This is a genomic window from Novosphingobium sp. 9 (assembly GCF_025340265.1).
In the GTDB taxonomy this organism is placed as follows: Bacteria; Pseudomonadota; Alphaproteobacteria; order Sphingomonadales; family Sphingomonadaceae; genus Novosphingobium.
Genome location: NZ_CP022708.1, coordinates 876,116 through 899,343 on the forward strand (window position 1 = coordinate 876,116; position 23,228 = coordinate 899,343).

The 23,228-nt window shown below is 66.0% G+C and carries 14 protein-coding genes and 3 pseudogenes; 12 read left to right on the top strand and 5 right to left on the bottom strand.

Annotated features, from left to right (window positions below; all coding sequences use genetic code 11):
* Nucleotides 1–122: 122 nt before the first annotated feature.
* The 4 genes and pseudogenes from CI805_RS18440 (at nucleotide 123) to CI805_RS18455 (ending at nucleotide 3,730) form a co-directional block, all read left to right on the top strand.
* A complete protein-coding gene (locus CI805_RS18440) occupies nucleotides 123–1,037 on the top strand; it encodes a VOC family protein (RefSeq protein ID WP_260928147.1) in 915 nt (304 codons plus the stop codon).
* Nucleotides 1,038–1,040: 3 nt separating this feature from the next.
* Nucleotides 1,041–1,457 (top strand): DoxX family protein, encoded by a 417-nt coding sequence (locus tag CI805_RS18445; protein ID WP_260928148.1) that lies wholly within the window; start codon nucleotides 1,041–1,043, stop codon nucleotides 1,455–1,457.
* Nucleotides 1,458–1,603: 146 nt separating this feature from the next.
* Nucleotides 1,604–2,931 (top strand): annotated as a pseudogene (locus CI805_RS18450) (alginate export family protein).
* 103 nt (nucleotides 2,932–3,034) lie between these two features.
* Nucleotides 3,035–3,730: a YoaK family protein gene (locus tag CI805_RS18455; protein ID WP_260928149.1), complete on the top strand. Its 696-nt coding sequence runs from the start codon at nucleotides 3,035–3,037 to the stop codon at nucleotides 3,728–3,730.
* Between the two features lie 19 nt (nucleotides 3,731–3,749).
* On the opposite strand, the pseudogene CI805_RS18460 reads toward CI805_RS18455, so the two are convergent.
* Nucleotides 3,750–4,678 (bottom strand): annotated as a pseudogene (locus CI805_RS18460) (LysR family transcriptional regulator).
* Nucleotides 4,679–4,800: 122 nt separating this feature from the next.
* Between CI805_RS18460 and CI805_RS18465 the strand changes: the two are divergent.
* Nucleotides 4,801–5,499, top strand: coding sequence for a pirin family protein (locus CI805_RS18465; RefSeq protein WP_260928150.1), 699 nt, complete (start codon nucleotides 4,801–4,803; stop codon nucleotides 5,497–5,499).
* Nucleotides 5,500–5,622: 123 nt separating this feature from the next.
* On the opposite strand, the gene CI805_RS18470 is transcribed toward CI805_RS18465, so the two are convergent.
* Both CI805_RS18470 and CI805_RS18475 read right to left on the bottom strand, forming a co-directional pair.
* Nucleotides 5,623–7,695 carry a phosphocholine-specific phospholipase C gene (locus tag CI805_RS18470; protein WP_260928151.1) on the bottom strand — a complete coding sequence of 691 codons (2,073 nt, stop codon included), beginning with the start codon at nucleotides 7,693–7,695 and terminating at the stop codon, nucleotides 5,623–5,625.
* A gap of 81 nt (nucleotides 7,696–7,776) precedes the next feature.
* The gene (locus CI805_RS18475) at nucleotides 7,777–10,158 is read right to left on the bottom strand and encodes a TonB-dependent receptor domain-containing protein (protein WP_260928152.1); all 2,382 of its coding nucleotides are present in this window, start codon (nucleotides 10,156–10,158) and stop codon (nucleotides 7,777–7,779) included.
* A gap of 253 nt (nucleotides 10,159–10,411) precedes the next feature.
* On the opposite strand from CI805_RS18475, the gene CI805_RS18480 reads away from it, so the two are divergent.
* Both CI805_RS18480 and CI805_RS18485 read left to right on the top strand, forming a co-directional pair.
* Nucleotides 10,412–11,173, top strand: coding sequence for a DeoR/GlpR family DNA-binding transcription regulator (locus CI805_RS18480; protein WP_260928153.1), 762 nt, complete (start codon nucleotides 10,412–10,414; stop codon nucleotides 11,171–11,173).
* 210 nt (nucleotides 11,174–11,383) lie between these two features.
* Nucleotides 11,384–12,666, top strand: a pseudogene (locus tag CI805_RS18485) (DUF5690 family protein).
* Here the strand turns inward: CI805_RS18485 and CI805_RS18490 are convergent.
* Nucleotides 12,642–13,553 carry a LysR family transcriptional regulator gene (locus CI805_RS18490; RefSeq protein ID WP_260928154.1) on the bottom strand — a complete coding sequence of 304 codons (912 nt, stop codon included), beginning with the start codon at nucleotides 13,551–13,553 and terminating at the stop codon, nucleotides 12,642–12,644. The pseudogene CI805_RS18485 and the gene CI805_RS18490 overlap by 25 nt on opposite strands.
* Before the next feature lie 115 nt (nucleotides 13,554–13,668).
* On the opposite strand from CI805_RS18490, the gene CI805_RS18495 reads away from it, so the two are divergent.
* Genes CI805_RS18495 through CI805_RS18515 form a run of 5 tightly spaced genes read left to right on the top strand, consistent with a single transcriptional unit; the run spans nucleotide 13,669 to nucleotide 20,422 of the window.
* Nucleotides 13,669–14,526 carry an NAD(P)-dependent oxidoreductase gene (locus tag CI805_RS18495; RefSeq protein ID WP_260928155.1) on the top strand — a complete coding sequence of 286 codons (858 nt, stop codon included), beginning with the start codon at nucleotides 13,669–13,671 and terminating at the stop codon, nucleotides 14,524–14,526.
* A 14-nt stretch (nucleotides 14,527–14,540) separates the two neighbouring features.
* Nucleotides 14,541–16,082, top strand: a complete 1,542-nt coding sequence (locus CI805_RS18500; RefSeq protein WP_260929717.1) for an aldehyde dehydrogenase family protein — start codon at nucleotides 14,541–14,543, stop codon at nucleotides 16,080–16,082.
* Nucleotides 16,083–16,098: 16 nt separating this feature from the next.
* On the top strand, nucleotides 16,099–17,445 hold the full coding sequence (locus CI805_RS18505) for a DUF3100 domain-containing protein (RefSeq protein ID WP_260928156.1): 1,347 nt from the start codon (nucleotides 16,099–16,101) through the stop codon (nucleotides 17,443–17,445).
* Between the two features lie 7 nt (nucleotides 17,446–17,452).
* On the top strand, nucleotides 17,453–18,619 hold the full coding sequence (locus tag CI805_RS18510; protein WP_260928157.1) for a M20 aminoacylase family protein: 1,167 nt from the start codon (nucleotides 17,453–17,455) through the stop codon (nucleotides 18,617–18,619).
* Between the two features lie 45 nt (nucleotides 18,620–18,664).
* On the top strand, nucleotides 18,665–20,422 hold the full coding sequence (locus tag CI805_RS18515; RefSeq protein ID WP_260928158.1) for a tannase/feruloyl esterase family alpha/beta hydrolase: 1,758 nt from the start codon (nucleotides 18,665–18,667) through the stop codon (nucleotides 20,420–20,422).
* A 461-nt stretch (nucleotides 20,423–20,883) separates the two neighbouring features.
* On the opposite strand, the gene CI805_RS18520 is transcribed toward CI805_RS18515, so the two are convergent.
* Nucleotides 20,884–23,055: a TonB-dependent receptor gene (locus CI805_RS18520; RefSeq protein ID WP_260928159.1), complete on the bottom strand. Its 2,172-nt coding sequence runs from the start codon at nucleotides 23,053–23,055 to the stop codon at nucleotides 20,884–20,886.
* Nucleotides 23,056–23,228 lie beyond the last annotated feature (173 nt).

Sequence of the window (23,228 nt, forward strand, 5' to 3'; positions counted from 1 at the left end):
GTAGAACGTATCGAACGATTTTATTCGGATCGATAGCAGTTCGATTGCGACGTACATCAAACCTGCGCCCGGTCATGAAGAGACCGGGCACGGGACGATGAAACTCACCCCAAGGAGCCCCCATGAAGCGCTTTACCCTGCTGATCGCCGCCGCCGTCATTGCCTCTGTTCCCGCCGCCATTCCTGCCATGGCCCGGACCGACGCCGTCACATCCACCCCCGACTTCGCGGTCGGCCCGCAGTACGACACCACCCACGTCTACGTGCCTGCCGACCAGTTCGACACGTTCGTATCCAGCTTCTCGGCCACCTTCGGGGGCACCACCAGCAAGCAGGGCGAGTTTCAGGTCACGCCGACCCAGAGCCTGACCAAGTCGCAGCTGGTGCTGACGCCTGCCGGTTCGGTCTCGGTGTTCGGCTTCAAGACGCCGATCCCCTATCCCTTCGGCGCCGAGCGCACCGGCTATCTCGTCACCGACATCGATGCCGCCATCGCTGCCGCCGTGAAGCACGGCGCGACCCGGCTGCTGACGACCTTCCCCGATCCGATCGGGCGGGATTCGCTGATCCAGTGGCCGGGCGGCGTGAACATGCAGATCTACTGGCACACGGTGAAGCCCAGCTACACCCCGCTCGGCACCGTGCCTGAAAACCGCATCTACCTGACCGCCGATGCCGCCGACAAGTTTATCAACGCCTGGACCGGCTATGCCCATGCCAAGATCACGGCGGACGACAAGACCGCGGACGGCGCCCAGATCGGCGAGCCCGGCAAGACCATCCGCCGCGTCTCGATCCGCAGTGGCTATGGCGACATGGTGGTGTTCGTCTCGGACGGCCTGCTGCCCTGGCCCTATGGTCGCGACATGACCGGCTATGCGGTGTCCGACCTTTCGGCGACGCTTGCCAAGGCCAAGGCCGCAGGTGTCCAGACGCTCGTCGCGCCTGCCACTTACGGCAAGCGCCAGTCGGCAGTGGTCGAGTTCCCCGGCGGCTACATTGCCGAAATTCACTCTGACGCCCACGCTGGAGCCTGACCCATGTGCGCCCCGTCGTTCGTAAACACCGTGCTCGACTTTGCGCCGACGGGGTTTGTTGCCCGGCTGCTGCTGGTCAGCGCCTACCTGCTGGGCGGTGTGGTGAAGCTGGGAGACTGGCCCGCCGCACTGGCCGAGCAGGCCCACTTCGGCCTTACCCCGCCCACGCTCTGGGCCGGGATCACCATCGCGGTGGAACTGATCGGGCCGCTGCTGATCCTCTCGGGCCGTCTGGTCTGGCTGGGCGCCGGAATGCTCGGCGTGTTCACCGCGCTGGCGGCCTGCGTCGCCAACGCCTTCTGGACGATGCCCGCCGGCCCTGAGCGCTTCGCCGCAACCAATGCCTTCTTCGAGCACATGGGCCTGACCGGCGCTTTCGTGCTGGTCGCCATGCTGGCGCGGCGGAGTGAGGTATCATGATGAAGGCCCCCTCCGTTCGTGTCGAGCCCCTCGGCAGGCTCGGGATGAACTGCCGTTCTTCGAACATCAGTCGAGACACCAGGGGACATCGTGTCTCGACTTCGCTCGACACAAACGGGAAAATCGCATGGGCCTTGTTGTCTCTCATGGCGTTGCTCCCCACCGCGGCTCACGCCGATCCGCACGAAGCCTGGCAGGCGCCGACGCTCTCGATCACCCGCTATGACGAGGACTGGTCGGACCTCGAGGATGCCGACAAGCGCGCGCACCACTGGACCGGCCGGTTCAAGTATATCCCGATTACCGATGACGTCTGGGTCTCGACCGGCATCGAATTGCGCGCCCGTAACGAAAACTATCAGAACAACCTGTGGGGCGGCGGCGATGCCCGAACGACAGCTACCTCTGGCTTCGCGCCATGCCTTATGCCGACCTGCACGCCGGAAAGGTGCGCGCTTTCGTGCAGCCGATCATCGCCACCTCGATCGGCGTGAAGCCACAGGCAAGCCCCATCGACGAAACCGGTGCCGACCTGTTGCAAGGCTTCGTCGAAGCCGATCTCGGCAAAGTAACGCTGCGCGCCGGACGCCAGATGCTGTCGCTCGGCACCGAGCGTCTGGTCGGCACGCGCTACGGCCCGAACGTTCCGCTCGCCTTCGATGGCGTGCGCGGCGATGTGAAGCTGGGCAAGGCTACCGTCAGCCTGCTGGCGATGCGCCCGGTCCAGCCCGGCACGGCGAGCTTCGACGATCGTACCTCGTCCAGCAAGTCGCTATGGGGTGTCTACACCACACTGCCGGATCTCGATCTCTACTACCTCGGCTTCCGGAACGAGCGCGCGACGTGGGGCGGGACGACGGGTGGCGAGACGCGCCATACGCTCGGCGCGCGTTGGCATGGTCTGCGGGCCGACTGGCACTGGAATGTCGAAGGCGCCTACCAGTTCGGCCACTTCGCCGACGAGACGATCTCCGCCTGGACGCTGGGCAGCGAGGTGGGACACGCCTTTCCCGATGTGCCGCTGCGCCCGGACCTGACCTTGCGGGTGAATGTCGTCAGCGGGGACGGGAATGCCAGAGACCATCGCCTCGGCACGTTCAATGCGCTGTTTCCCAAGGGCAAATACTTCGGTGAGCTATCGCCCATCGGCCCGTACAACATCGTCAATCTGCACCCTTCCGTGGGCGTGCGGCTGAGCCCGAAAGTCTCGGCCAGCCTCGCAGGTGCGGCCTACTGGCGCTATTCGCGGGCAGACGGGATCTACGACATTCCGGGCAATCTCGTGCGTGCCGCAGGCGATGCGCGGGCGCGCTTCATCGGCAAGGAAGTGGAAGCGACGCTGGCCTGGCAGGCGACGGCGGAGCTGGAACTTTCGGCCTCGCTTTCCGCCTTCGCCCCCGGCGCCTTCATCCGCGAGACCGGCAGTGCCAAAGCGATCCACATGCTGGGCCTCGAAAGCAATTTCCGCTTCTGAGTTTTCCAAAAAGTGGAACGATTGCGACGATCTTATTCGACTGAGAATATGGATCGCCTGTCTCTAGACCCTCTGCAACGCCATCGTTCAGGAGATCACACTCATGCCCGCCGCCACACCCGCCCCGTCTTCCGCGCTCCCCCGCCTGCTGCTGGTCCTGTCCGCCACGACCGGGCTTGTCGATGCCGCATCCGTACTGGGCCTCGGCAAGGTCTTCACCGCGAACATGACCGGGAACGTGGTGTTCCTGGGCTTTGCCGCTGCGGGTACGCCGGGCTTCAAGACCGGCCCGGCACTGCTGGCGCTGGCGACCTTCATGGTCGGCGCCTGGGGTGCGGGACGGCTGGGTCGCGCCCATGCCCAGCGCCCCTTGCGGCAATGGCTGACATGGGCCGCCGTGGTTGAGGGCGCGCTGCTCTGGCTGGCCGCCGCGCTGGCGCTGCATGTGGATGTGGCGGCGCAGGCGCCAGAGTTCGCCGTGCTCGGCGTGATCGCGCTCACCGGCCTTGCCATGGGCCTGCGCAACGCCACGATCCGTCAGCTCAAGGTGCCCGATCTCACGACCACGGTTCTGACCCTGACCATCACCGGCATCGCCGCCGACCAGACGGGGCGGAGCACGCCCAACTTCGCGCGACGCTTCGGCGCGGTGCTGTCGATCTTCGCAGGGGCCACCGTGGGCGCGCTGCTGCTGCGCTTCGGCGGGCTCGCCTGTCCGCTGGCGCTGGCCGGGGCACTGGTGCTGGGCGCAACGATGGTCTTCGTGCGGCATCCTGCCTCGGCGCTGCCGCGTACTTGAAACTGAAAATTGCCCCCGATCACACGTCGCCCAGACCTTCCAGTTCGACATCACCTGCCCCAGCGCTACGAAGCGATCGAGCAGCCATGTCGCGGCGGGACCGGGCGGCGTATCGCGCCGCCAGATACCGGAGAAGCGGTACATGCCGCCCACATGGTCGGGCATGGCAAGACGCACCAGCGCGCCCGTCACCAGATCGTCCTCGATCATCGCCAGCGGCATGTTGCCCCAGCCGATCCCCTGCCGCAGCAACGCGTGCTTGGCGCCAAGATCGGCCAGACGCCAGGTGCGCGGGCTGAACACCGAATAATCCTGTCCGGCGGTGAAGCGCGAGCGATCCGTCAGCACCAGCTGGATATGCTCGCGCCCGGCGCCCGGCTCGATCGGCATCATGCGTGCCAGCGGATGGTCGGGCGCGGCCACCGGCACCATCGCGACCGATCCTGCCGAGCGGCTGTCGATCCCGTCCACCCCTGCCGAAAGCGGGCCGGACACGCCTACGATCGCCTCGCGATCCAGCACCAGCGCGGTGATCGCGCCCAGCGCCTCGGCGTGAAGCCGCAGCTGCACCGTAGGAAATGTCGCCGCGAAATCGCGCAGAACCTGACCGACCCGCTCGGCAGGCAGCATCACGTCCAGCGCCAGATTGACCTCGGCCTCCAGCCCATCCAGCATACCCTTCACTTTGGCACGCAGGCCGTCGATCCCCTGCGCGATCGTCTTGGCCTCGGCCAGAACGGCGCGTCCCTGTTCGGTCAGCTGCGGTCGTCGCGTGCCTTCGCGCGCAAACAGGGTGACGCCCAGCTGCATCTCCAGATTGGAGATGCCGTAGCTGATGACCGAGACCGCGCGGTTGAGCTTGCGGCCTGCACCTGCGAAACTGCCGGTCTCCACAACGGTCAGGAAGATCGTCAACTGGTCGAGCGTCGGCGTGCCGGGATTGTTCACTTTTCCATTTCCTCGAATAGACTGATGGATTTTATCTATCTGAACGAAAAAGATCGCAACCCCTACAAAGGGCTCAACAAAGCGGATCGCTCTGAAGCGCCGCTTTCTGAGGAGATATGACGATGATCGAACTTCGCCCTTTCGAGAGCCTCGGCGGCGCCAACCACGGCTGGCTCGATGCCAAGCACCACTTCTCGTTCGCCGATTATCACGATCCGGCCCGCGTACACTGGGGCAACCTCAGGGTCTGGAACGATGACACCATCGCCCCCAAGACCGGGTTTCCGCCGCACCCGCACCGCGACATGGAAATCATCACTTATGTTCGCGAAGGCGCGATCACCCACGAGGACAATCTGGGCAACAAGGGCCGCACCGAAGCCGGTGACGTGCAGGTGATGAGCGCGGGCACCGGCATCCGCCACTCCGAGTACAATCTCGAAGACGTGACCACCAAGATCTTCCAGATCTGGATCATCCCCACTCGCAATGGAGAGGCTCCGAGTTGGGGCGCCCGCCCCTTCCCCAAAGGCGAGCGCGCAGGCCGCTTCGAGACGCTGGCTTCGGGGTACGAAGGCGATGGAGATGCCCTGCCGATCCGCACCGATGCCCGCATCGTCGCCGCGACGCTGAAAGCGGGCGAGACGGCGGAATACCCCATCGGCACCGATCGCAAGGGCTACCTCGTCCCCGCCACCGGTGCGGTGCAGATCGACGAGGTACGCGTCAACGCCCGTGACGGCGCCGCGATCCGCGACCTCGATACGATCCGCGTCACCGCCATCGAGGACAGCGAGATCGTCCTCGTCGATGCGGCATAACGTCGAGACGAGATAGCAATACCGGCGACAGACCCCATCCCAGGTAAAGAGCCTGTCGCCGGCATCTATCCAGGATCGTTCCGATGGCGTCCCCGATTACGCCCCTCGATTACACTGCCCCGACTATACGGCGAAGGGATCGCTGGTGCTTGGTACGCCGGGACGGTCGAGACGCCCCGCGATCCGGCGATGCCATCCCTTGCCGTCGTCCAGCGTAAAGTCGTACCACCCCTGCACACTGCGCAACGACAGGCGATGCGCCCCCGTCTCGAAATGGACAGGCGCTTCACGCGGCCTGTCGGCCCGTGCTGCGCGCTCCAGCGTTACACCCGGCTTTCTCGCAACGATTTCGAGGTGAACCGTCTCGGGCGACAGCTGCCAGCGCACCATCGCAGGCGCACTTGCGCCGGTCCCGGCAAAGCGCCGGTGGAAACCGTTGGGCCCAAAGACTTCCAGATCGTATCCGCCCGTCCGCGCAAAGCGCCACTCGCCCTCCAGCGCCTTCCCGGCCTCTACCGTATAGCGACGCGGTGGCGAGGCCAGATCGTGACGATCATAGACGTGGAACACCGCGCCGCGCGTTCCCTTCGCGATGAACCTCAGCCCGATACCGTTATCCGATAGCCTGTCCGTCACGTCGAGATCGTAGTCCAGCGGGCGTGAGGGGCGCTGGCCCGGCTCCTGCCACAGCGCCTCGCGCGTCACGGGCGCCAGCGGCTTGACCTGATGCGGCACGGCGGCGGCGCGCATCGCTTCGGGACGCGGATCGGGCAGCGGGCCGAAGGGGGAGCGGTCTGCCCCGGTAAAGTCGAACGTGCTGGTCAGATCGCCGCAGACCGCACGGCGCCATGGGGAGATTTCCTTGTCGTGCAGGCCGAAGCGTGCTTCCAGAAAGCGCGTGACCGAGGTATGGTCGAACACTTCGGAATTGACCCAGCCGCCGCGGCTCCACGGCGAGACGACATACATCGGCACGCGCGGGCCGAGACCGTAGGGGCGCCCGCGCAAGTCGGCAGGATCGCCCGCCGGATCGCCGGTGCTGGGATGGACGTGGTACTCGCCCGCCAGATCGACGGTGGAGCCGCCAAGCGCCTCGCCATCCGCCCCGTGCGAGGGCGGCGCGGGCGGCGGCATGTGATCGAAGAACCCGTCGTTCTCGTCGAACATCACGAACAGCGCGGTGCGCGCCCAGACCTTCGGATCGGCGGTCAGCGCGTCGAGCACATCGGCGGTATAGGCCGCGCCCTGTGCGGGGCTCGACGGCGCCGGATGCTCACTGCCCGATGCCGTACCGATGATGTAGCTGACCTGCGGCAAGGTGCCAGCCAGCACATCGCGGCGCAGCGCGTCGAGCGCCTGCGTGCTCATCGCGCGGGCTTTCAGTTCGGGATCGCCCTGCCCCTTGTGGCTGGCGCGGAACGAGGCGAAGCCGACCAGCGGGTTGTCGGTGAAGTTGTCCGCCATGTCCTGATAGATGCGCCAGTCGATCCCGGCTGCCTGCAGGCGCTCGACCACGGTGGTCCAGCCATAGGAATCCGCCGCGCCGCCATCCTCGGGAAAGCTGTCGTGCGAATTGTCGATGGACGGCCCTCCGGTGGTGCCATCGGGGCCGTTGGAGCCGCTCCACAGGAACAGGCGGTTGGAATTGGTGCCGGTCTGGATCGAGCAGTGATAGGCATCGCAGATCGTGAACGTCTCGGCGAGCGCATACTGGAAGGGAATATCCTCGCGCCGGTAATGCCCCATCGCGCGCTGCGATTTCGCCTCGGGCCAGCGCGAGAGGCGCCCCTCATCCCACGCGGCCTGCGCATCGGGCCAGGTATGCGGGGTGCCCGCCATGCGGATCAGGTCGAAGTCGGCCTTGGTCGAAAGGTGGAACGGCCCGACCGCGCGCGGACCGCCTTGTGCCTTGCCGTCATACTGTTCCCAGACCTTGCGCGGGGAGTCCTCGCCCGGCAGCGGTGCGAGCGGGATCGGATGACGGTCGGCAAACCCGCGCACGCCGCGAAGGGCGCCGAAGTAATGGTCGAAGCTGCGGTTTTCCTGCATCAGGATCACCACGTGCTGGATGTCCTCGATCGTGCCCTTGCGCACGTCCGGCGCGATCGCGGCGGCCCGCGCAATGGCGGGCGGCAGCCCTGCCAGCGAGGCGGCGCCAAGGCCGGCGAGCAGCGAACGGCGCGAAAGATCGGTCATCGGGTTCATCCTGGTATAAACGGACGAAGGGGCGCTGCCCGCCATAAGGCCGCAGCGCCCCGCGTGTCGGGTCAGGTGGTATCAGAAGTCGAGCGTCAACGAGCCGGTGATGGTGCGCGGCGCACCGAGGAACGCCGAGCCGCCGTCAGCGCCTGCGAGGTAGCGCTTGTCGGTGAGGTTGGTGGCCTGCAGCGTGAACGAGGCGCCCTTGAGCGTATCGGAAATGCCGCCAAGATCGACGCCGACATAACCGTTCAGCACGGTATAGCCCGGCGCCACCTGCGAGCCTTCGGTATCGATGAAGCGATCGCCGACGAACTTGGCCGCAACACCGCCCTTGAAGATCGAGCGCTTGTAGTCCGCCGAGAGCACCCACATGTGGCGCGGCGAGTTCGTGACCTGCACGCCCGGCGTGATGCCGACGTCGGCGTCCTGCTCGGCATCGCCGGTGCCGATGTAGACGGCGTGGTTGTAGCTGTAGTTCGCCGAAAGCGTGAGGCCCATGTCGAAGCGATAGGCAACGGCGGCTTCCACACCCCGGCTGCGCACGCCGCCGACGTTCAGATAGACGCTGTCTTCCTGCTCCAGATAGTCGATGCCGGTGACGAGGTTCGACGAGATCGAGACGATGTGGTTGTCGAACTTGATGTCGTAGCCGGTCAGCGAGGCCTGCAGGTGCGACGAGGAATAGCGCGCGCCCACTTCCCAGCTGTTCGCGGTTTCGGGCTTGATGCTGTTGACGGTCGCCTGATCGCTGTCGAGCACGCCGTTATCGATAGCCGCGAAGTTCTGCGCATAGCCTGCGAAGAGTTCGAGACCTTCGACCGGGCTTTCCCAGGTCAGGCCCGCCGAGATCAGCGGCTTGGAGTGCGAATTGATCGAGGTGCGGGTGCGGTCGTCGAGCAGTTCCTGACGCGTCTGGTCGAGGAAGTATTGCTTCACGCCGAACGAGGCCGTCAGCTTGCCGAAGGTCAGCGCGTCCTGTGCGTAATAGACGAATTCGTCGGTCACGTAGTCGGTGCTGAACTGGACCCAGTACGGCGTGTCGTCATAGGCCATGCCGACGGCGGCATTGTTGACCTTGTGCCAGTCACGCAGGGTATTGAGCTTGGCATGCTCGACCCAGGCACCGGCGCGGACGCTGTTCTGGACGACGCCGAAATCGTGCGTCCAGTCGGCATCGGCGGTCGCGCCGTAGCGGTCGTTCTTGTAGTGCGTATGGCGGTACGACATCACCGCCGTAGCGTCCGACGAATAGCAGCTGGGCGAATATTCCGCCGGGACATTGGCGGTGCCGGTGCAGCCCGCCGTCATCGTCGCAGCCGTACCATCGGGATTGACGAAGTATATCTCGCCCAGCGCATCGCCGCCGACAACCGTGGAGCCGGTGCCGTTGTTGCCCACGTCCACCAGATAAGGCGGCAGCCAGTCACCCCGGCCACGCATGCGGTGGTAATAGCCGGTTGCCGAGAGCTTCAGTTCGCCCAGTTCGGTCTTTGCGCGCAGGTAGCCCAGCAGGTTCTTGCGCAGCGCGCGCGAACCGGCGCGGTACGACTGGTCGATATAGGGGATGCCGGTCCAGTTGTCGGTATAGGCATCGTGGTTCGGGTCGGCCTCGAAGCTGGCGACCGAGACCGAGCCGAACTCGGACTCGTTCGCATCGTCGTAGGACAGGAAACCAGTGAGGTCGATGTTCGAGACGCGGCTGACGATCTTGGCGTCGATATGGTCGCGGGTGGTCTTGCCCGCGCCGCCGATCCAGTCATGCACCTTGGAGTGCGAGGCGCTGACATAAGCGCGGGTATCGGGGGCGATCTCGCCGGTATCGACGCGGACATAGTACTTCTGCGCGCCGAAATCGCCCGCCGCGCCGGACAGGCGCAGGCGGAAGTCGTTCTCGGGATCGGAGGTCAGGTAGTTCAGCGTACCGCCCAGCGCCTCGTTCGAGCGCGAGGAGATGTCTGCCGTGCCTTGCGAGACTTCCACGGTCTTGAGGTCCATCACGTCGATATAGCGGTTGGCCTTGGAGCCGCCGCCATAGCCCGAGCCGCCGTTGGGCACGCCGTCGATGGTGGTGCCGACCTGCGAGAAACCACGGATGCTGATCGAGGTCGCCCAGTCGGACGAGCCGAAAGCATCGCCTTCCTGCACCGAGACGCCGGGCAGTTCGTTGATCACGTCGTTGACGCTGGACAGCGCGGACTGGCGCTCGATCATCGCCTTGGTGACGCGAGTGTTGGCAAAGGAGACCGCCTGACCGACGACGACGATGCTGCCGTCGTCCGGCGTGCCCGGATCGCCATCGTCCGAAGTCGCGGCGGGCGCGGCTGCGGCTGCGGCATTGGCGGTTGCGCTGGAGGCGGCGGTCGCATCGGCGGTAATCACCGGTGCGGTCTGGGCATGGGCATGCGTGGTCCCCGCCGCGATCGCGAGGATCGCAGCGCCGGTCATCCAGGTCTTCATGGTCTGTCTCCTGTTGCCCGGCCCTGCTGCCGGACTCGTGCCGACTGTTTCGGCGTTGGCTGCGAGCTACCCCGATTCGATGACAGCGATGTTACATTTTGTGGCTATGTCAGTATATCGTGACCGATAATGTGGTATTGTGCGGAATGCGGCTTGACCGAACGCCAGTTTATCGAAAGAAGCACAGCCATTCCCACAAGCAGGCATGATCTGGGCCAAGCATGATTTGGGCCAGGCATGAGCGAGGATTGTCGTGATTCAGGCTGACCGGTTTGCTGCCATTCTTTCCGCGCTGGAGGCGCAAGGCGCCTGCGGGATCGGCGATCTCGCCCAGGCCTTCGGCGTTTCCGAAGAGACCATTCGCCGCGATGTGCGCCAGCTGGAAAGCACCGGCCGCGTCCTGAAAGTGCATGGCGGGGTGACGCTGCCCGAACGCCAATTGGAAGCGCCCTATCGCACGCGCCTGCGCGAACGCGCAGATGCAAAGCGCGCGATTGCGCGGGTGGCAGGCGATTTCGTGGAGAACGGCATGACCGTTCTCGTCGATTCCGGAACCACCTCCTTCTGGGTCGCCCGCGAGTTCCTGCACCGCAAGGCGCTGACGGTGGTCACCAACAATCTGGAAGTGGCGCACGAAGGGCTAGGGCTTGGCGATCACCGCATCTTCTTTGCCGGAGGGCGACTGGACGTCGACTACCGGGCCGGTTTCGATGCCGACGCCATCGCCTATACCCGGCGTTTTGTCCCCGATGTCGCGATCCTGTCGATGGGGGCGGTGGATGCGGCGCGCGGCTTCCTCGATTTCGATCCGGGCGAGGCTTCCTACAAGCGGGCGGTTCTCGATATCGCGCGGCGGGTCGTGGTCGTGGCGGATGCGGGCAAATTCGGCCTCAAGGGCACGATGCATGTCGCCCCGTTCACCGATGTTCACGATCTCGTGACCGACCAGCCCCCGTCGCCGGACGTTATCGAGGCCGCACGGGCAGCAGGAATGCGGGTTCACGTCGCCGCCTGATGCGCATCATTGCCGGATAGGGCTGCGCTGCCACAGACAGGTTCGCGCTATCATGGCAACGTCATCGAAAGGCGTTAAGCGCCGCCTGTCGTGTCGTTTATCCCGCCTTGCCTGCGCCGCTTGCCGCTGCCTTCGAGGGGGAAATTGCCCTCAAGAGGGGAATGGCGACTGCTCGGCGCAGGGCTTGCGGCATTCTGCGTGTATTTCGCGATGTATGCCTTCCGCAAGCCGATCGCGGCGGCAACGTTCGCGCATGTTCCCGGCTTTGGCGCACTCGATTACAAGACCGCGCTAGTCCTTGCCCAGACCGTGGGCTACGCCTGCTCCAAGGCGATCGGCATCCGCGTGGTTTCGGGACATGGGCGCGATCATCGCCAGCGTGCGATCCTGTCGCTGATCGGCCTCTCCTGGCTTGCGCTGCTGGCGCTGGCGCTGCTTCCCGCGCGCTGGGGGCCGCTGTGCCTGTTTCTCAACGGCCTGCCGCTGGGGATGATCTGGGGGCTGGTCGTCAGCTATCTGGAGGGCCGCCGCGCCTCCGAACTACTGGCCGCGATCCTGACGGCAAGCTTCATCCTCTCCTCGGGCACCACCAAGTCGGTTGGTCGGCTGCTACTCCTGCTCGGCCTTCCGGCGCCCTGGATGCCCGCGATAACCGGCCTGCTGTTCACGCCGCTGCTGCTGGTCGGCATGACCATCCTTGCCCGCACACCGCCGCCCGACGCTGCCGACATCGCAGAACGCGGCGCGCGCACGCCGATGGACGCCGGCCAGCGCCATGCCTGGCTGCGCCAGTTCGCGCTCCCGCTCGGCATGCTGGTGGCAGGCTATATGCTGTTAACCGGCCTGCGCGATTTTCGCGACAACTTCTCCGCCGAATTATGGGCGCAGTTCGGGTACGGCCACTCCCCGGCATTCTTGCGGCAAGCGAAGTGCCCGTCACGATCGTCGTGCTGATTGCCCTCGCCGCGATCATGCTGGTGCGCGACAATCTGAAGGCGCTGCTGACGATCCACGCCGCGATCTTCACCGGCGCCGCGCTGCTCGGGCTCTCGACCATCGCCTTCCGGCTTGGGCTCATCACCCCGCTCGACTGGATGGTGCTGTCGGGAAGCGGGCTCTATCTTTCCTACGTGCCCTTCAGCGTGGTGCTGTTCGACCGCATGATCGCCGTCACCCGCAGCCCCGCAGCAGGTAACGCCGCAGCGACAGGCAATGCCGGGTTCCTGATCTACATCGCCGACACCTTCGGGTACGGCGGCAGCATCGTGCTGTTGCTGCTGTCGCGCTTTTGGCCGGGGCTGCACCACACGTTCCTGAGCTTCTACGTCGACAGCGCCATGTTTGCGAGCGTGGTGCTGATGGCTGCGAGCGCCGCCTCCGCGCTGTGGTTCACGAACCGTCAGCAAAAGCATGCTTGCCGGAATACCGATGCGTTCCCCCCGCCATCGGCCCCGTCATCGCCACCCGCTCAACCGGCGCGCGCCAGCGTCTGAAGGTCGCTGATAAGGTAGCGCAGCAGGTTCTTGCTGGCGGTGGGCAATTCGCGACCCGTCCGGCTGATGACATGGGCATGGCCGTTCAGCGCCTGCCCTTCCACCGGCACCGCGACCAGACGGCCCTCGGCAATCTCCTGCGCGGCCGTGAACGCGGGTAGCAGCGTAACCCCCTCGCAATGCTCGGCAAAGTTCTTCAGCGCGGCGATGGACGAGGTGGTCATCATCGTCGTCAGCCGCACGCCTTCCTGCTGTTCCATGTTGCCCACGATCTGGCGGATGCCGAAGCTCTGGTTGAGCTGGCCGAGGCTGTGCGAGGCAAGATCGCGGATCGTCGCCACGCCTTCGTGCCGCGCCAGCGGATGAGCGGGCGAGACGATGGCGCAGACCGCCTGCCGCACCGCGACATGGCTGCGCAGCCGGGCATCGCGCGGCGGGCTGTAGACGAGGCCGATGTGCACGGTATCCTCGAACAGCATGCGCACCACGCCATTGGTGCCCGCCGTCTCGATCGAGACGCTGATCTGCGGATAGTCGCGGTGAAAGCGGCGCAGGCTGCTGGAGGTGACGAGGCCGATGAACCCCTCGCCCAGCGCCAGCGTGACATGGCCGCGCTTGAGGCTGCGCAAGTCGGCGATCTGGCTGACGGTATCCTCCTGATCGGCCAGTCGGCGGTGGTGATAGTTCAGCAGCAGTTCGCCCGCCTCGGTCGCGCGCACGCCCTTGTTGTGGCGTTCGAGCAGTTGCACGCCCAGCTGCCGCTCCATCATCGCGATCTGGCGGCTCACCGCCGAGGCGTTGATGTCGAGCTTGTCGGCAGCGCCGCGCACGCTCCCGGCGAGCACCGATTCGTGAAGGTAGGCGATCCAGCGGTCATCGAGGTTCATGGACCGCATCATGCCACGCGTTGACCGGAACGCAACGCCAAGTGCGGGAGGGCTTCCTTTCGGGGGTGAGGTGCCTGCCTATTCTGGTCTCCATCGCAGGAGACGAGAGAACACAATGAAAGTCGGAATTATCGGCCTTGGCGCCATGGGGCGCGGGATGGCGGGGAGCCTGCTGGCGGCAGGCTTCGAGGTGGCAGGGCACGATCCTGCCGTCAGCGAGATGTTCCCTGAACATGGCGATGCTTTCACCCTTGTCCCAAGCGCTTGTGATCTGTGGGCGGGATGTGAGGCGATCATCCTCAGCCTGCCGACCGCTGCCGTGGTCGAGGCCGTGATCGGCGACATGCTGGGCGCCGCGAAGTCCGGCGTCACCATTATCGACACCACCACCTCGCACCCCGATACCAGCGTGAAGGTGGCCGGATTGCTGGCCGCGCGCGGCGTTGCCTATATCGACGCACCGGTCAGCGGAGGCCCTTCGGCAGCGGCCACCGGATCGCTCGGCATGGTGCTGGGCGGTAGCGAGGACGACATTGCGGGCGTTGCACCGGTGCTCGATGCAATCACCCGCATCCGCACGCATGTCGGCGGCGTGGGCGCGGGCCATGCGCTCAAGATCATCAACAACGCGCTGTGCGCCGCGAACCTCGTGCTCGGGGCCGAGGCGGTGAAGCTGGGGCAGGCCTATGGTCTCGATCCGCAGAACGTCATCACCGGCGTCAATTCGGGTTCGGGCCGCAGCGGCGTGACCGAAGTGAACTTCCCGCGCTGGATCCTGTCGGGCGATTTCGATTCCGGCTTCACGATGAAGCTGATGCGCAAGGACGTGCGTCTGGCGCGTGACCTGATCGCCGAGGCGGGGCTTTCGCTGTCGATGATGGGCGCGACCGTTGCCGCATGGGACGCCAGCGAGCCTGCCCTTGCCGACGGCGAGGATTTCAACCGCATTGTTGCCACGGTTCTGGAAGACTGATCGAGATGAGCGTGATGGATAGCATTGTTGCGGGCAAGAGCCGCACCCAGGCGCTGGAAGATGCGCTGAAAGCCTTCTGGCCCAACGGCGGCGCGGGCGGTTCGCATATCGCGGGCGCAACGCTGGCGGGTGAGGGCGAAGCGATCGTCATCGAAGACCCGGTGACGGGCCAGCCGCTCGTGACCCTCCACGATGCGGGCGAGGCCGTGGCGCGCGAGGCGGCGCAGGCCGCGCAGCGCGGGCTGGCGGTGTGGTCGGCGATTCCGGCGGCACAGCGTGGCCGGATCATGCAGGCGGTAGGCGCCGCCGTGCGCGCCCGTGCCGAGGAACTGGCGGTGATCGAGATGCTCGTCGCGGGCAAGCCGATCCGCGATTGCCGGGGCGAGGCGATGAAAGTCGCCGAGATGTTCGAGTATTACGGCGGCTGGGCCGACAAGCTGCACGGCGAAGTCATCCCGGTGCCGACCACGCACCTCAACTATACGCTGCGCGAACCGTTCGGCGTGATCCTGCAGATCACCCCGTGGAACGCGCCGATGTTCACCGGCGGCTGGCAGATCGCACCGGCCATCGCGATGGGCAATGCGGTGGTGCTCAAACCTTCGGAACGCACGCCGTTCACTTCGCTGGCGCTGGCGAAGATCGCCGAGGAGGCTGGCGTTCCCGCAGGCGTCATCAACGTGCTGGTCGGCTTCGGCCACACCACCGGACAGGCCGCGCTGGCCGCGCCGGAAGTCGCCAAGGTGGTGTTCGTCGGCTCGCCCGCCGTGGGCCGCCATATCGCGGCGGCGGCAGGCCAGCTGCTCAAGCCCTCGGTGCTGGAACTGGGGGGCAAGTCCGCCAATATCGTCTTCCCCGATGCCGATCTTCGCGCCGCCGCACTGGGCGCGCAGGCGGCGATCTTCGCAGGGGCCGGGCAAAGCTGCGTTGCCGGATCGCGTCTGCTCGTGCATCGCTCGGTGCATGACGAACTGGTCGACCTTGTGGCGCGCGGCGCTTCGCAGATCCGCGTCGGCGATCCCGCCGATCCCCTCACCGAAGTCGGCCCGATCAACAATCGCCGCCAGTTCGAGCATGTTACCGGCATGGTGAGCGGCGCCCTTGCCGAAGGCGCGGCGCTGGGCGGCGCGCTCGCCGCGATCCCCGATCAGGGCTTTTTCGTGGCGCCCACCGTGATTGCGGGCGCCAGCAACGCAATGACCGTGGCGCAGGAAGAAGTCTTCGGCCCGGTCGTCGCCGCAATCCCCTTCGATACCGAGGAAGAGGCCATCGCGCTTGCCAACGACAGCCGCTTCGGCCTTGCCGGGGCCGTGTGGACCGGTGACGTGGGCCGCGCGCACCGCGTTTCGCAGGCCGTGCGGGCAGGTACGTTCTGGATCAATTCGTACAAGACGATCAACGTCGCCTCGCCCTTCGGCGGCTATGGCGAGAGCGGCTATGGTCGGTCGAGCGGGATCGACGTGCTGCGCGAATATACGCAGGTGAAGAGTGTCTGGGTGGAGACCGCCGCGACGCCGACCACCGCCTTCGGCTACGCGCCGGGCCTCGGAACCTGAGCGTGGCGGGGGGCAGGTGTCCGCGTTGGCGACGGTAGAGCCTGAGGCAAAATCGGGGGGCAGGCTGCGCCTCGTGGCGGGCATGGCGCTGATCGTGCTGGTGGCCGAACTGGTGGGGCCGGTGGCGATCCCGCTGCCGGTAGGGGCGGTCACGCTGCTGCCGCTGCTCTGGGCGCTGCTGCTGGGCGCGGGTTGGGGGCTCGCGTCCGGTACGCTCCGGCTGCCCGCCGCGCTCACCCTTCCCCCTGCGCTTCAGGCCCGCGCGGGGCACCTGCTCCAGTTCGCGCTGATGCTGTTCGTGGTCAAGCTGGGCCTGATGGTGGGCACCTCGGTCCCGCGCGTGCTGGAGAGCGGCACGGGGCTGGTGTTCCAGGAATTCGGGCACTTCCTGGGCACCATGGTGTTCGGCCTGCCGGTCGCGCTGCTGCTGGGCATCAAGCGCGAGGCGATCGGCGCGACGTTCTCGGTCGGGCGCGAGCCAAGCCTCGCGATCATCGCCGAACGCTTCGGCATGCAGTCGGCCGAGGGGCGCGGGGTACTGGCGGAGTACCTGACCGGCACCGTGTTCGGGGCTGTGTTCATCGCCGTGCTCGCCTCGGTGCTGACCGCGCTGCATGTGTTCGATCCGGTGGCGATGGCGATGGGCTCAGGCGTCGGTTCGGGCAGCATGATGGCGGCCGCCGCCGGTGCCATCGCCGCGCAGCAACCGCCCGAAATGGCCAAGGACATCGCCGCCTTCGCCGCTGCCAGCAACATCATCACCACCACGATCGGTACGTGGTTCACGCTGTTCATCTCGCTGCCCGCGACGCTGTTTGCCTATCGCGTGCTCGAACCGATCCTCGGTCGCCGCACCAAGGCGAGCGCGGATACCTCCCCCGACGATCTGGACGCGCCCGATTTCGAGCAGGGCAGCGATCTTGGTCCCGTGGCCATCGGTCTGTGCTGGCTGGCCTGCGCGGTGATGGCGGTGATCGCCAATGCGCTGAACTACAAGGGCGCGATCGACGGGGCGACGTTTGCCGCTGCCGCGATCACCGTGGTCATCGCGCTGGCCTCGACGCTGATCGCGCGGGCGCTGCCGGTGAAGATCCCGGTCGTCCTGTGGTGTTCGCTGTTCGGCATGGCCGCGACCTACCCGGCATTCCCGTGGGCGCCGGTGCTGGAAGAGGTGACGGGCAAGCTCAACTTCATGGCGCTGTCCACGCCGATCCTCGCCTTCGCGGGGCTTTCGCTCGCCAAGGATATTCCCGCGTTCCGGCGGCTGGGCTGGCGGATCGTCGTCGTCTCGCTCTGCGCCAATGCGGGCACCTTCATCGGCGCGACGCTGATCGCGCAGTTCTTCGAACACCACCCGATCTGAGATAGATATGACCCTGATTTCCGAGATCGAGAGCACCGTGGGCGCGCAGATGCTGGACTGGCGCCACCGCCTCCACGCCGCGCCCGAACTGGCCTATCACGAGCATGAGACCGCCGCGCTGGTCGCCGAAGCGCTCACCGAGATGGGGCTGGAGGTCCACACCGGCATCGCCGGGACCGGCGTGGTCGCCACGCTGCGCCGGGGCGATGGTCCAACGTTGGGCCTGCGCGCCGATATGGACGCACTGCCGGTCCACGAATGCGGCGGCGCAGAGCGCGGCCATGCCTCGCAGCGCCCCGGCGTGATGCACGCCTGCGGGCACGACGGCCACGTCGCCATGCTGCTCGGCGCGGCGCGGGTGCTGGCGAAAGACGAGAGCCTCAAGGGCACCATCCACTTCATCTTCCAGCCCGCCGAGGAATGCGGCGGCGGCGGCGCGGCGATGATCGCGGACGGGTTGTTCGATCGCTTCGCGTGCGACGAGGTCTATGCCCTGCACAACTGGCCGGGGCTGCCCGCAGGCCATATCGCGGTGCAGCCGGGGCCGATGATGGCCTCGCTCGATACCTTCGGCATCACCATCACCGGCAAGGGCGCGCACGCCGCGATGCCCCACCTTGCGCGCGATCCGGTGGTGGCGGGCGCGCAGGCGGTCCTCGCGCTCCAGACCATCGTCAGCCGCAATGTCGATCCGCTCGACGCGCTGGTGGTGACGGTGACGCAGGCGCATGCGGGCGATGCCGATAACGTGATCCCGCCCGAGATGATCCTGCGCGGCACGATCCGCTGCTTCACGGGCGAGGTGCGTGCCTACGCCCACGAACGCGTGCGCGAGATCTGCGCCGGGATCGGCGCGGCGACCGGCTGCGAGATGACCTTCGCGCTCGATGCCGGATATCCCGCGACGATCAACGCCGCCCCGCAGGCGGTCCGCGCGGCACAGGCCGCCGAGGCGCTGGTGGGCGAAGACAGGGTGCGCCGCGAGATCCGCCCGTCGATGGCGTCTGAGGATTTCTCCTTCATGCTGCAGGCGGTGCCGGGGGCCTACGCCTGGCTCGGCATCGGCGAAGGCGCCGCGCCGCTGCACAATCCCGCCTACGATTTCGCCGACGAGGTGCTGTCCGTCGGTGCCGCCTACTGGGTCACGCTGGCGCGGCAGATGCTGGGCGCCTGAACCACCGAAAGTACCTGTAATCAGCAACGTCAGGGGATACGAACGATGAGCAAGCACCGCACCCTCTATCTCGGCGCGCTGATGGCGGGCACTGTCGTCACGTCGACGGCGTTGGCGTCGGTCTGGGCGATCAGCGGCGCTTCGGCATCGGCCACTGCGCCAGAGCCGGTCGGCACGATGCCGGTCTTCGCCACGGTCCCCGCCAGCCTGACGCGCACCCAAAGCGCTTTCGCCGCACCGTGCCGCGCGCTTGCCAAGGCCGCGATACCGGGTGGCACCGTGCTGTCCGCGCAGCCGGTGAGCACGGCCAAGGGCGCGGCGTTCATTCCGAACGTCTCCTACCGTCCACTGCCGCAGACCGCCGCGATGACACTGCCCGACTTCTGCCGGGTGACGGTGCGCATGACGCCGGTGACGGGCAGCAGCATTGAGGCCGAAGTCTGGTTGCCCGCGAGCGCCAAATGGAACCAGCGCTACCTCGGCACCGGCAACGGCGGACCGGGCGGCGCGATCGCCTACTATGGCATGGTCTCGGGCCTGCTGCGTGGCTTTGCCGTCGCCAACACAGACCTCGGCACCGCGCCGGTCTCCACGCAGGCGACGATCTATCCGGCCACCGCACGGCCCGAAAGCGGCGTCGATCTGGGGCACCGCGCCGATCACCAGATGACCGTGGCGGCCAAGACGCTGATCCGCGCATTCTATGGCCACGATGCGATCACCTCGGTATTCTCCGGCTGCTCGACCGGCGGACAGGAAGCGCTGGCGCTCGCCCAGCGCTATCCGACCGATTACGACGGCATCCTTGCAGGCGCGCCTGCCAACAACCGCACGCACTTGCATGCCTACTTCCTGTGGAACTTCATGGCCCAGCAGGCGGCGGGCGGTCGGCTGAGCGCGGCCAAGCTGGAGATGGTCCACAACCATGTGCTGGCCGCCTGTGCAGGCCACGACGGCGGCCGCGCGTCCGACGATTTCCTGACCGACCCGCGCCAGTGCCACTTCGATATCGAAACACTGCCCAAGTGCAGCGGCAGCGACGACGGCCCTGGTTGCCTGACCCAGCCCGAGTTCACCGCGCTGCGCAAGCTCTATGCCGGGCCGACCAATCCGCGTACCGGGGAGCGGATCTTCGCAGGCGTGCCCTTCGGCGTGGACTGGTCCGGCGTGCTCGCCCACGGCAGCACCGCGTGGCAGAACATCGATTCCTACACCTGGAACTGGACCTTCAAGCCGGGTTACGATTATCGCGGCTTCGATTTCGACCGCGATCTCGATCAGGTGGACGCCAACAGCGCCTCGTACCTCAATTCGAACAGCGCGGACCTGACCGCGTTCCGCAACCACGGCGGCAAGCTGATCCTTTATACCGGCACGGCGGACCCGCACATCCCATACCCCGACACCATGCATTACTACGAGCGCGTGGTCGCCGCGAACGGCGGCGATCTGGCGGCGACGCAGCAGTTCGCGCGCTATTTCCTCGCGCCCGGCATGGGGCACTGTGAGGGCGGCGCGGGTTTCGGCGATTTCGGTCAGGGCGCAAGCGTGCCGGGCCGGATCGACAACGACCTGCTGCTCCAGCTGGTCCGCTGGGTGGAGAAGAACCGCGCGCCTGCGCCGGTCGCCCGCCAGTTCGATGCTGGCGGGAGCAAGGAACTCGCCGAGCGGCCCCTGTGCGCCTATCCGGCTTTCCCGGAATACACGAGCGGCAACCCGTCGCTGGCAACGAGCTATCGCTGCGTGCCGCATCCGCGCGGCGACGTGCCCACTCCGGCGCCGCGCTATCTCAACGCGCCGTAAATCGCACCGGGATTTGTGACACGGTCAGGGCCGTCGGAGTTCGCTCCGGCGGCCCTTGTCGTTTGACACGCAGGGCCGAGCGTGAGGGGCCTGCACGGTGCTCCGCTTTCCTACAGGAGAGCACTTCCGGTAAACGGAAAGCATGTGCCCGCCGCTGTCCTCCTTCCTTTCGCCCCACCTTCGACAGGCTGGCCGCTCGATCCTCGGGCCGAATTTCGAGGTGTCACCTTGCCTGTCACCTTGGACCGCGCGCGGACACCATAAAGTAACGCTGTCAACATTTCTAAGTGTCGGTTTTGGAAGGGAGATAGTCGGCTGAGCGCCCCAAGGTGACACTTTCCCTCTGGACCGTGTCAACCGTGTCAACTTCGCACAAAAAAAGCCCCCGGACCTTGTGGGTCCGGGGGATGCAGTCAGGGTAAGGGAAATGTGCGAGCCGAAGGGCTGTTATGCCCTCTGTTTTAGAACTTGTAGTCGAGGCTCAGCGTGACAGTGCGCGGCTGAACCGGCACGGCGCGCAGGCCGAAATCGGGGCGGAAGGGATACTGCATGCCGACATACGAACGGTTCTCGAACAGGTTCTGCACCGTCAGGCGGGCGGTAAGCGAACCGAGTTCGGCGCCGACATAGGCATTGGCGAGGTTCATCGACTTGAACGGATAGGGATGGCCGGTGCCTTCGAAGAAGTTCACATACGGGTCCTTGTGCGAGAAGCTGGCCCCGGCGAGCAGGCTGGTGCCCTCCTTGACTTCGCGCTTCCAGTCCGCCGCGACCGAGTACTGCCACTTCGAGGACAGCGGCAGGGTGTCGCCCTTGATGCCGCCCGAAAGCGGCAGGTCGTCGTCGAGGTAGGCGTCCTGATAGGTGGCGGTGGCCGAGAGGCGCAGGTCCGGCGTTGCCTGATAGCCGCCGCTGAACTCGACGCCGTTGCTGGTCGCCGAACCGCCGTTGGTCACGAAGATACAGGTCGAATCGCCCTGAACCTGGCTGACGTTGAGCTGCATGTTCTTCCACTTGATGTGGTAGGCGGTCAGCTCGAAGTTCACCTTGCGGTCGAGGATCAGGCCCTTGATGCCCGCCTCGTAGTTGTCGGTGCGATCAGGATCGCTGGCGGCGGGAATGTCGCACGACGAGTTCGGACTGTTGAACGCGCCGGGACGATAGCCGGTGGCGAAGCGGCCATAGAACAGGAAGTCCGGATTGAAGTGGTAGCGGCCGTTGACGCTCCAGATGCCGACGCCGACGTGGCCGGTGTCCGCCGGGTTGGTTGCGCCGCCCAGCAGACCGGTGGAACTCGCCGCGCCGACCTGACTGTAGTTCGTGTAGCGTCCACCCGCCGACAGGTCGAACTTGTCGGAGAACTTGTAGGTGGCGTTGGCGAAGCCGGCGACTTCCTTGTACTTGTAGCGCGAATGGCCCTGCAACAGCGTGAAATCGGGAACGGGCACGAGGTTGGCGTCGAGTGCCTGGAAGTTGGTATCCTCGCCCGCGCGTTCGTTGGTGTAGTAGAAGCCGACCGTATATTCGAGGCGGGCCTTGGCCGAGGAGGTCAGGCGGGTTTCCGAGGTGAACTTGCGCACTGTGGAAGCGAGGCCAAAGCGGGTCTTGCCGTTTTCCGCCGGGTTGTAGGCCGCATAGGCCTCGGTCAGATCCTGGTTAAGCAGGGTGTCCATCGCCACCCAGCCCGCCGAGGTGGTCAGCGTTGCGAAGTCGAGATCGTAGTCCGCCCCGGCAGTGTAATCGACGGTCTTCTGGTTGATGGCGGTCGGTAGGTCCGAATAGGTCTTCTGCGGACCATAGACCGGGTGCAGGCCATCGGCTGTGACGAGCACCGTCGCCACGTCATCGGCATCGGACTTCTGGTAGAGCACACCGCCGTGCAGCTTGAGGCGGTCGGTCGCCTGCCACAGCAATGCGAAACGCCCGCCGTAACTCTTGGAGGAGTTCGCATTCTTCACGCCGGTGCCGACGTTGTCGATATAGCCGGGCGTCTTGGAGTAGAAGGCGCTGGCGCGGACCGCGAGCACACCGTCGACGATCGGCGCGTTGATCGCGGCGCGCGGCGACCAAGAAAGTCCGCCTGCGCCATTGGTGTAGCCCACCGTGGCACCGGCGCGGCCTTCGAACTTGTTCAGGTCGGGCTTCTTGAGCGTGTACTTGATGAGGCCGCCCATCGAGTTCGCGCCATAGAGCGTCCCCTGCGGGCCGCGCAGGATTTCGACCGCATCCATGTCGTAGGGCTGGAGGTCGAGCGTGAACAGGTTGCCGCGTCCGGCAGCGGTGGAGGAGCCGACCGGAAGATCGTCGATATAGGTGGCGACGAGCGGGCCTGCGAAGTCGTCGAGGAACGAGCCGGACAGGCCGCGCAGCTGGATCGAGTTCATGCCGGGGCCGCCGTAGTTCGAGATCGACAGGCCCGGAACGGTGCTGACGAGATCGGTCAGCTGCTTGACCTGCATGGCCTCCAGCTTCGCGCCGCCGATCGAGGTGATCGAAGCCGGAACGTCGATCGAGCGCTCATCGCGCTTCTGGGCGGTGACGACGATATCGCCGGGCACATCATCCGCCACCGCAGCGGGTTGCGTTTGGGCATGGGCTACGGTCGCGAAGGACAGCGCCGTGGATGTGGCCATCAGGACTTGGAAAAGACGACGAGACGCAACTTTGGACATGGACGACCCCCCTGGTCATGCACGATTGGTGAATACCCCCGTGCTTCTGGGGAAACTATCTCTCGCGATGAAATCGGTGGAAATGGCGTCGCGAATATGTTGGCGTTGCCTGTCAGGCAACGCAGCCTGAAGCA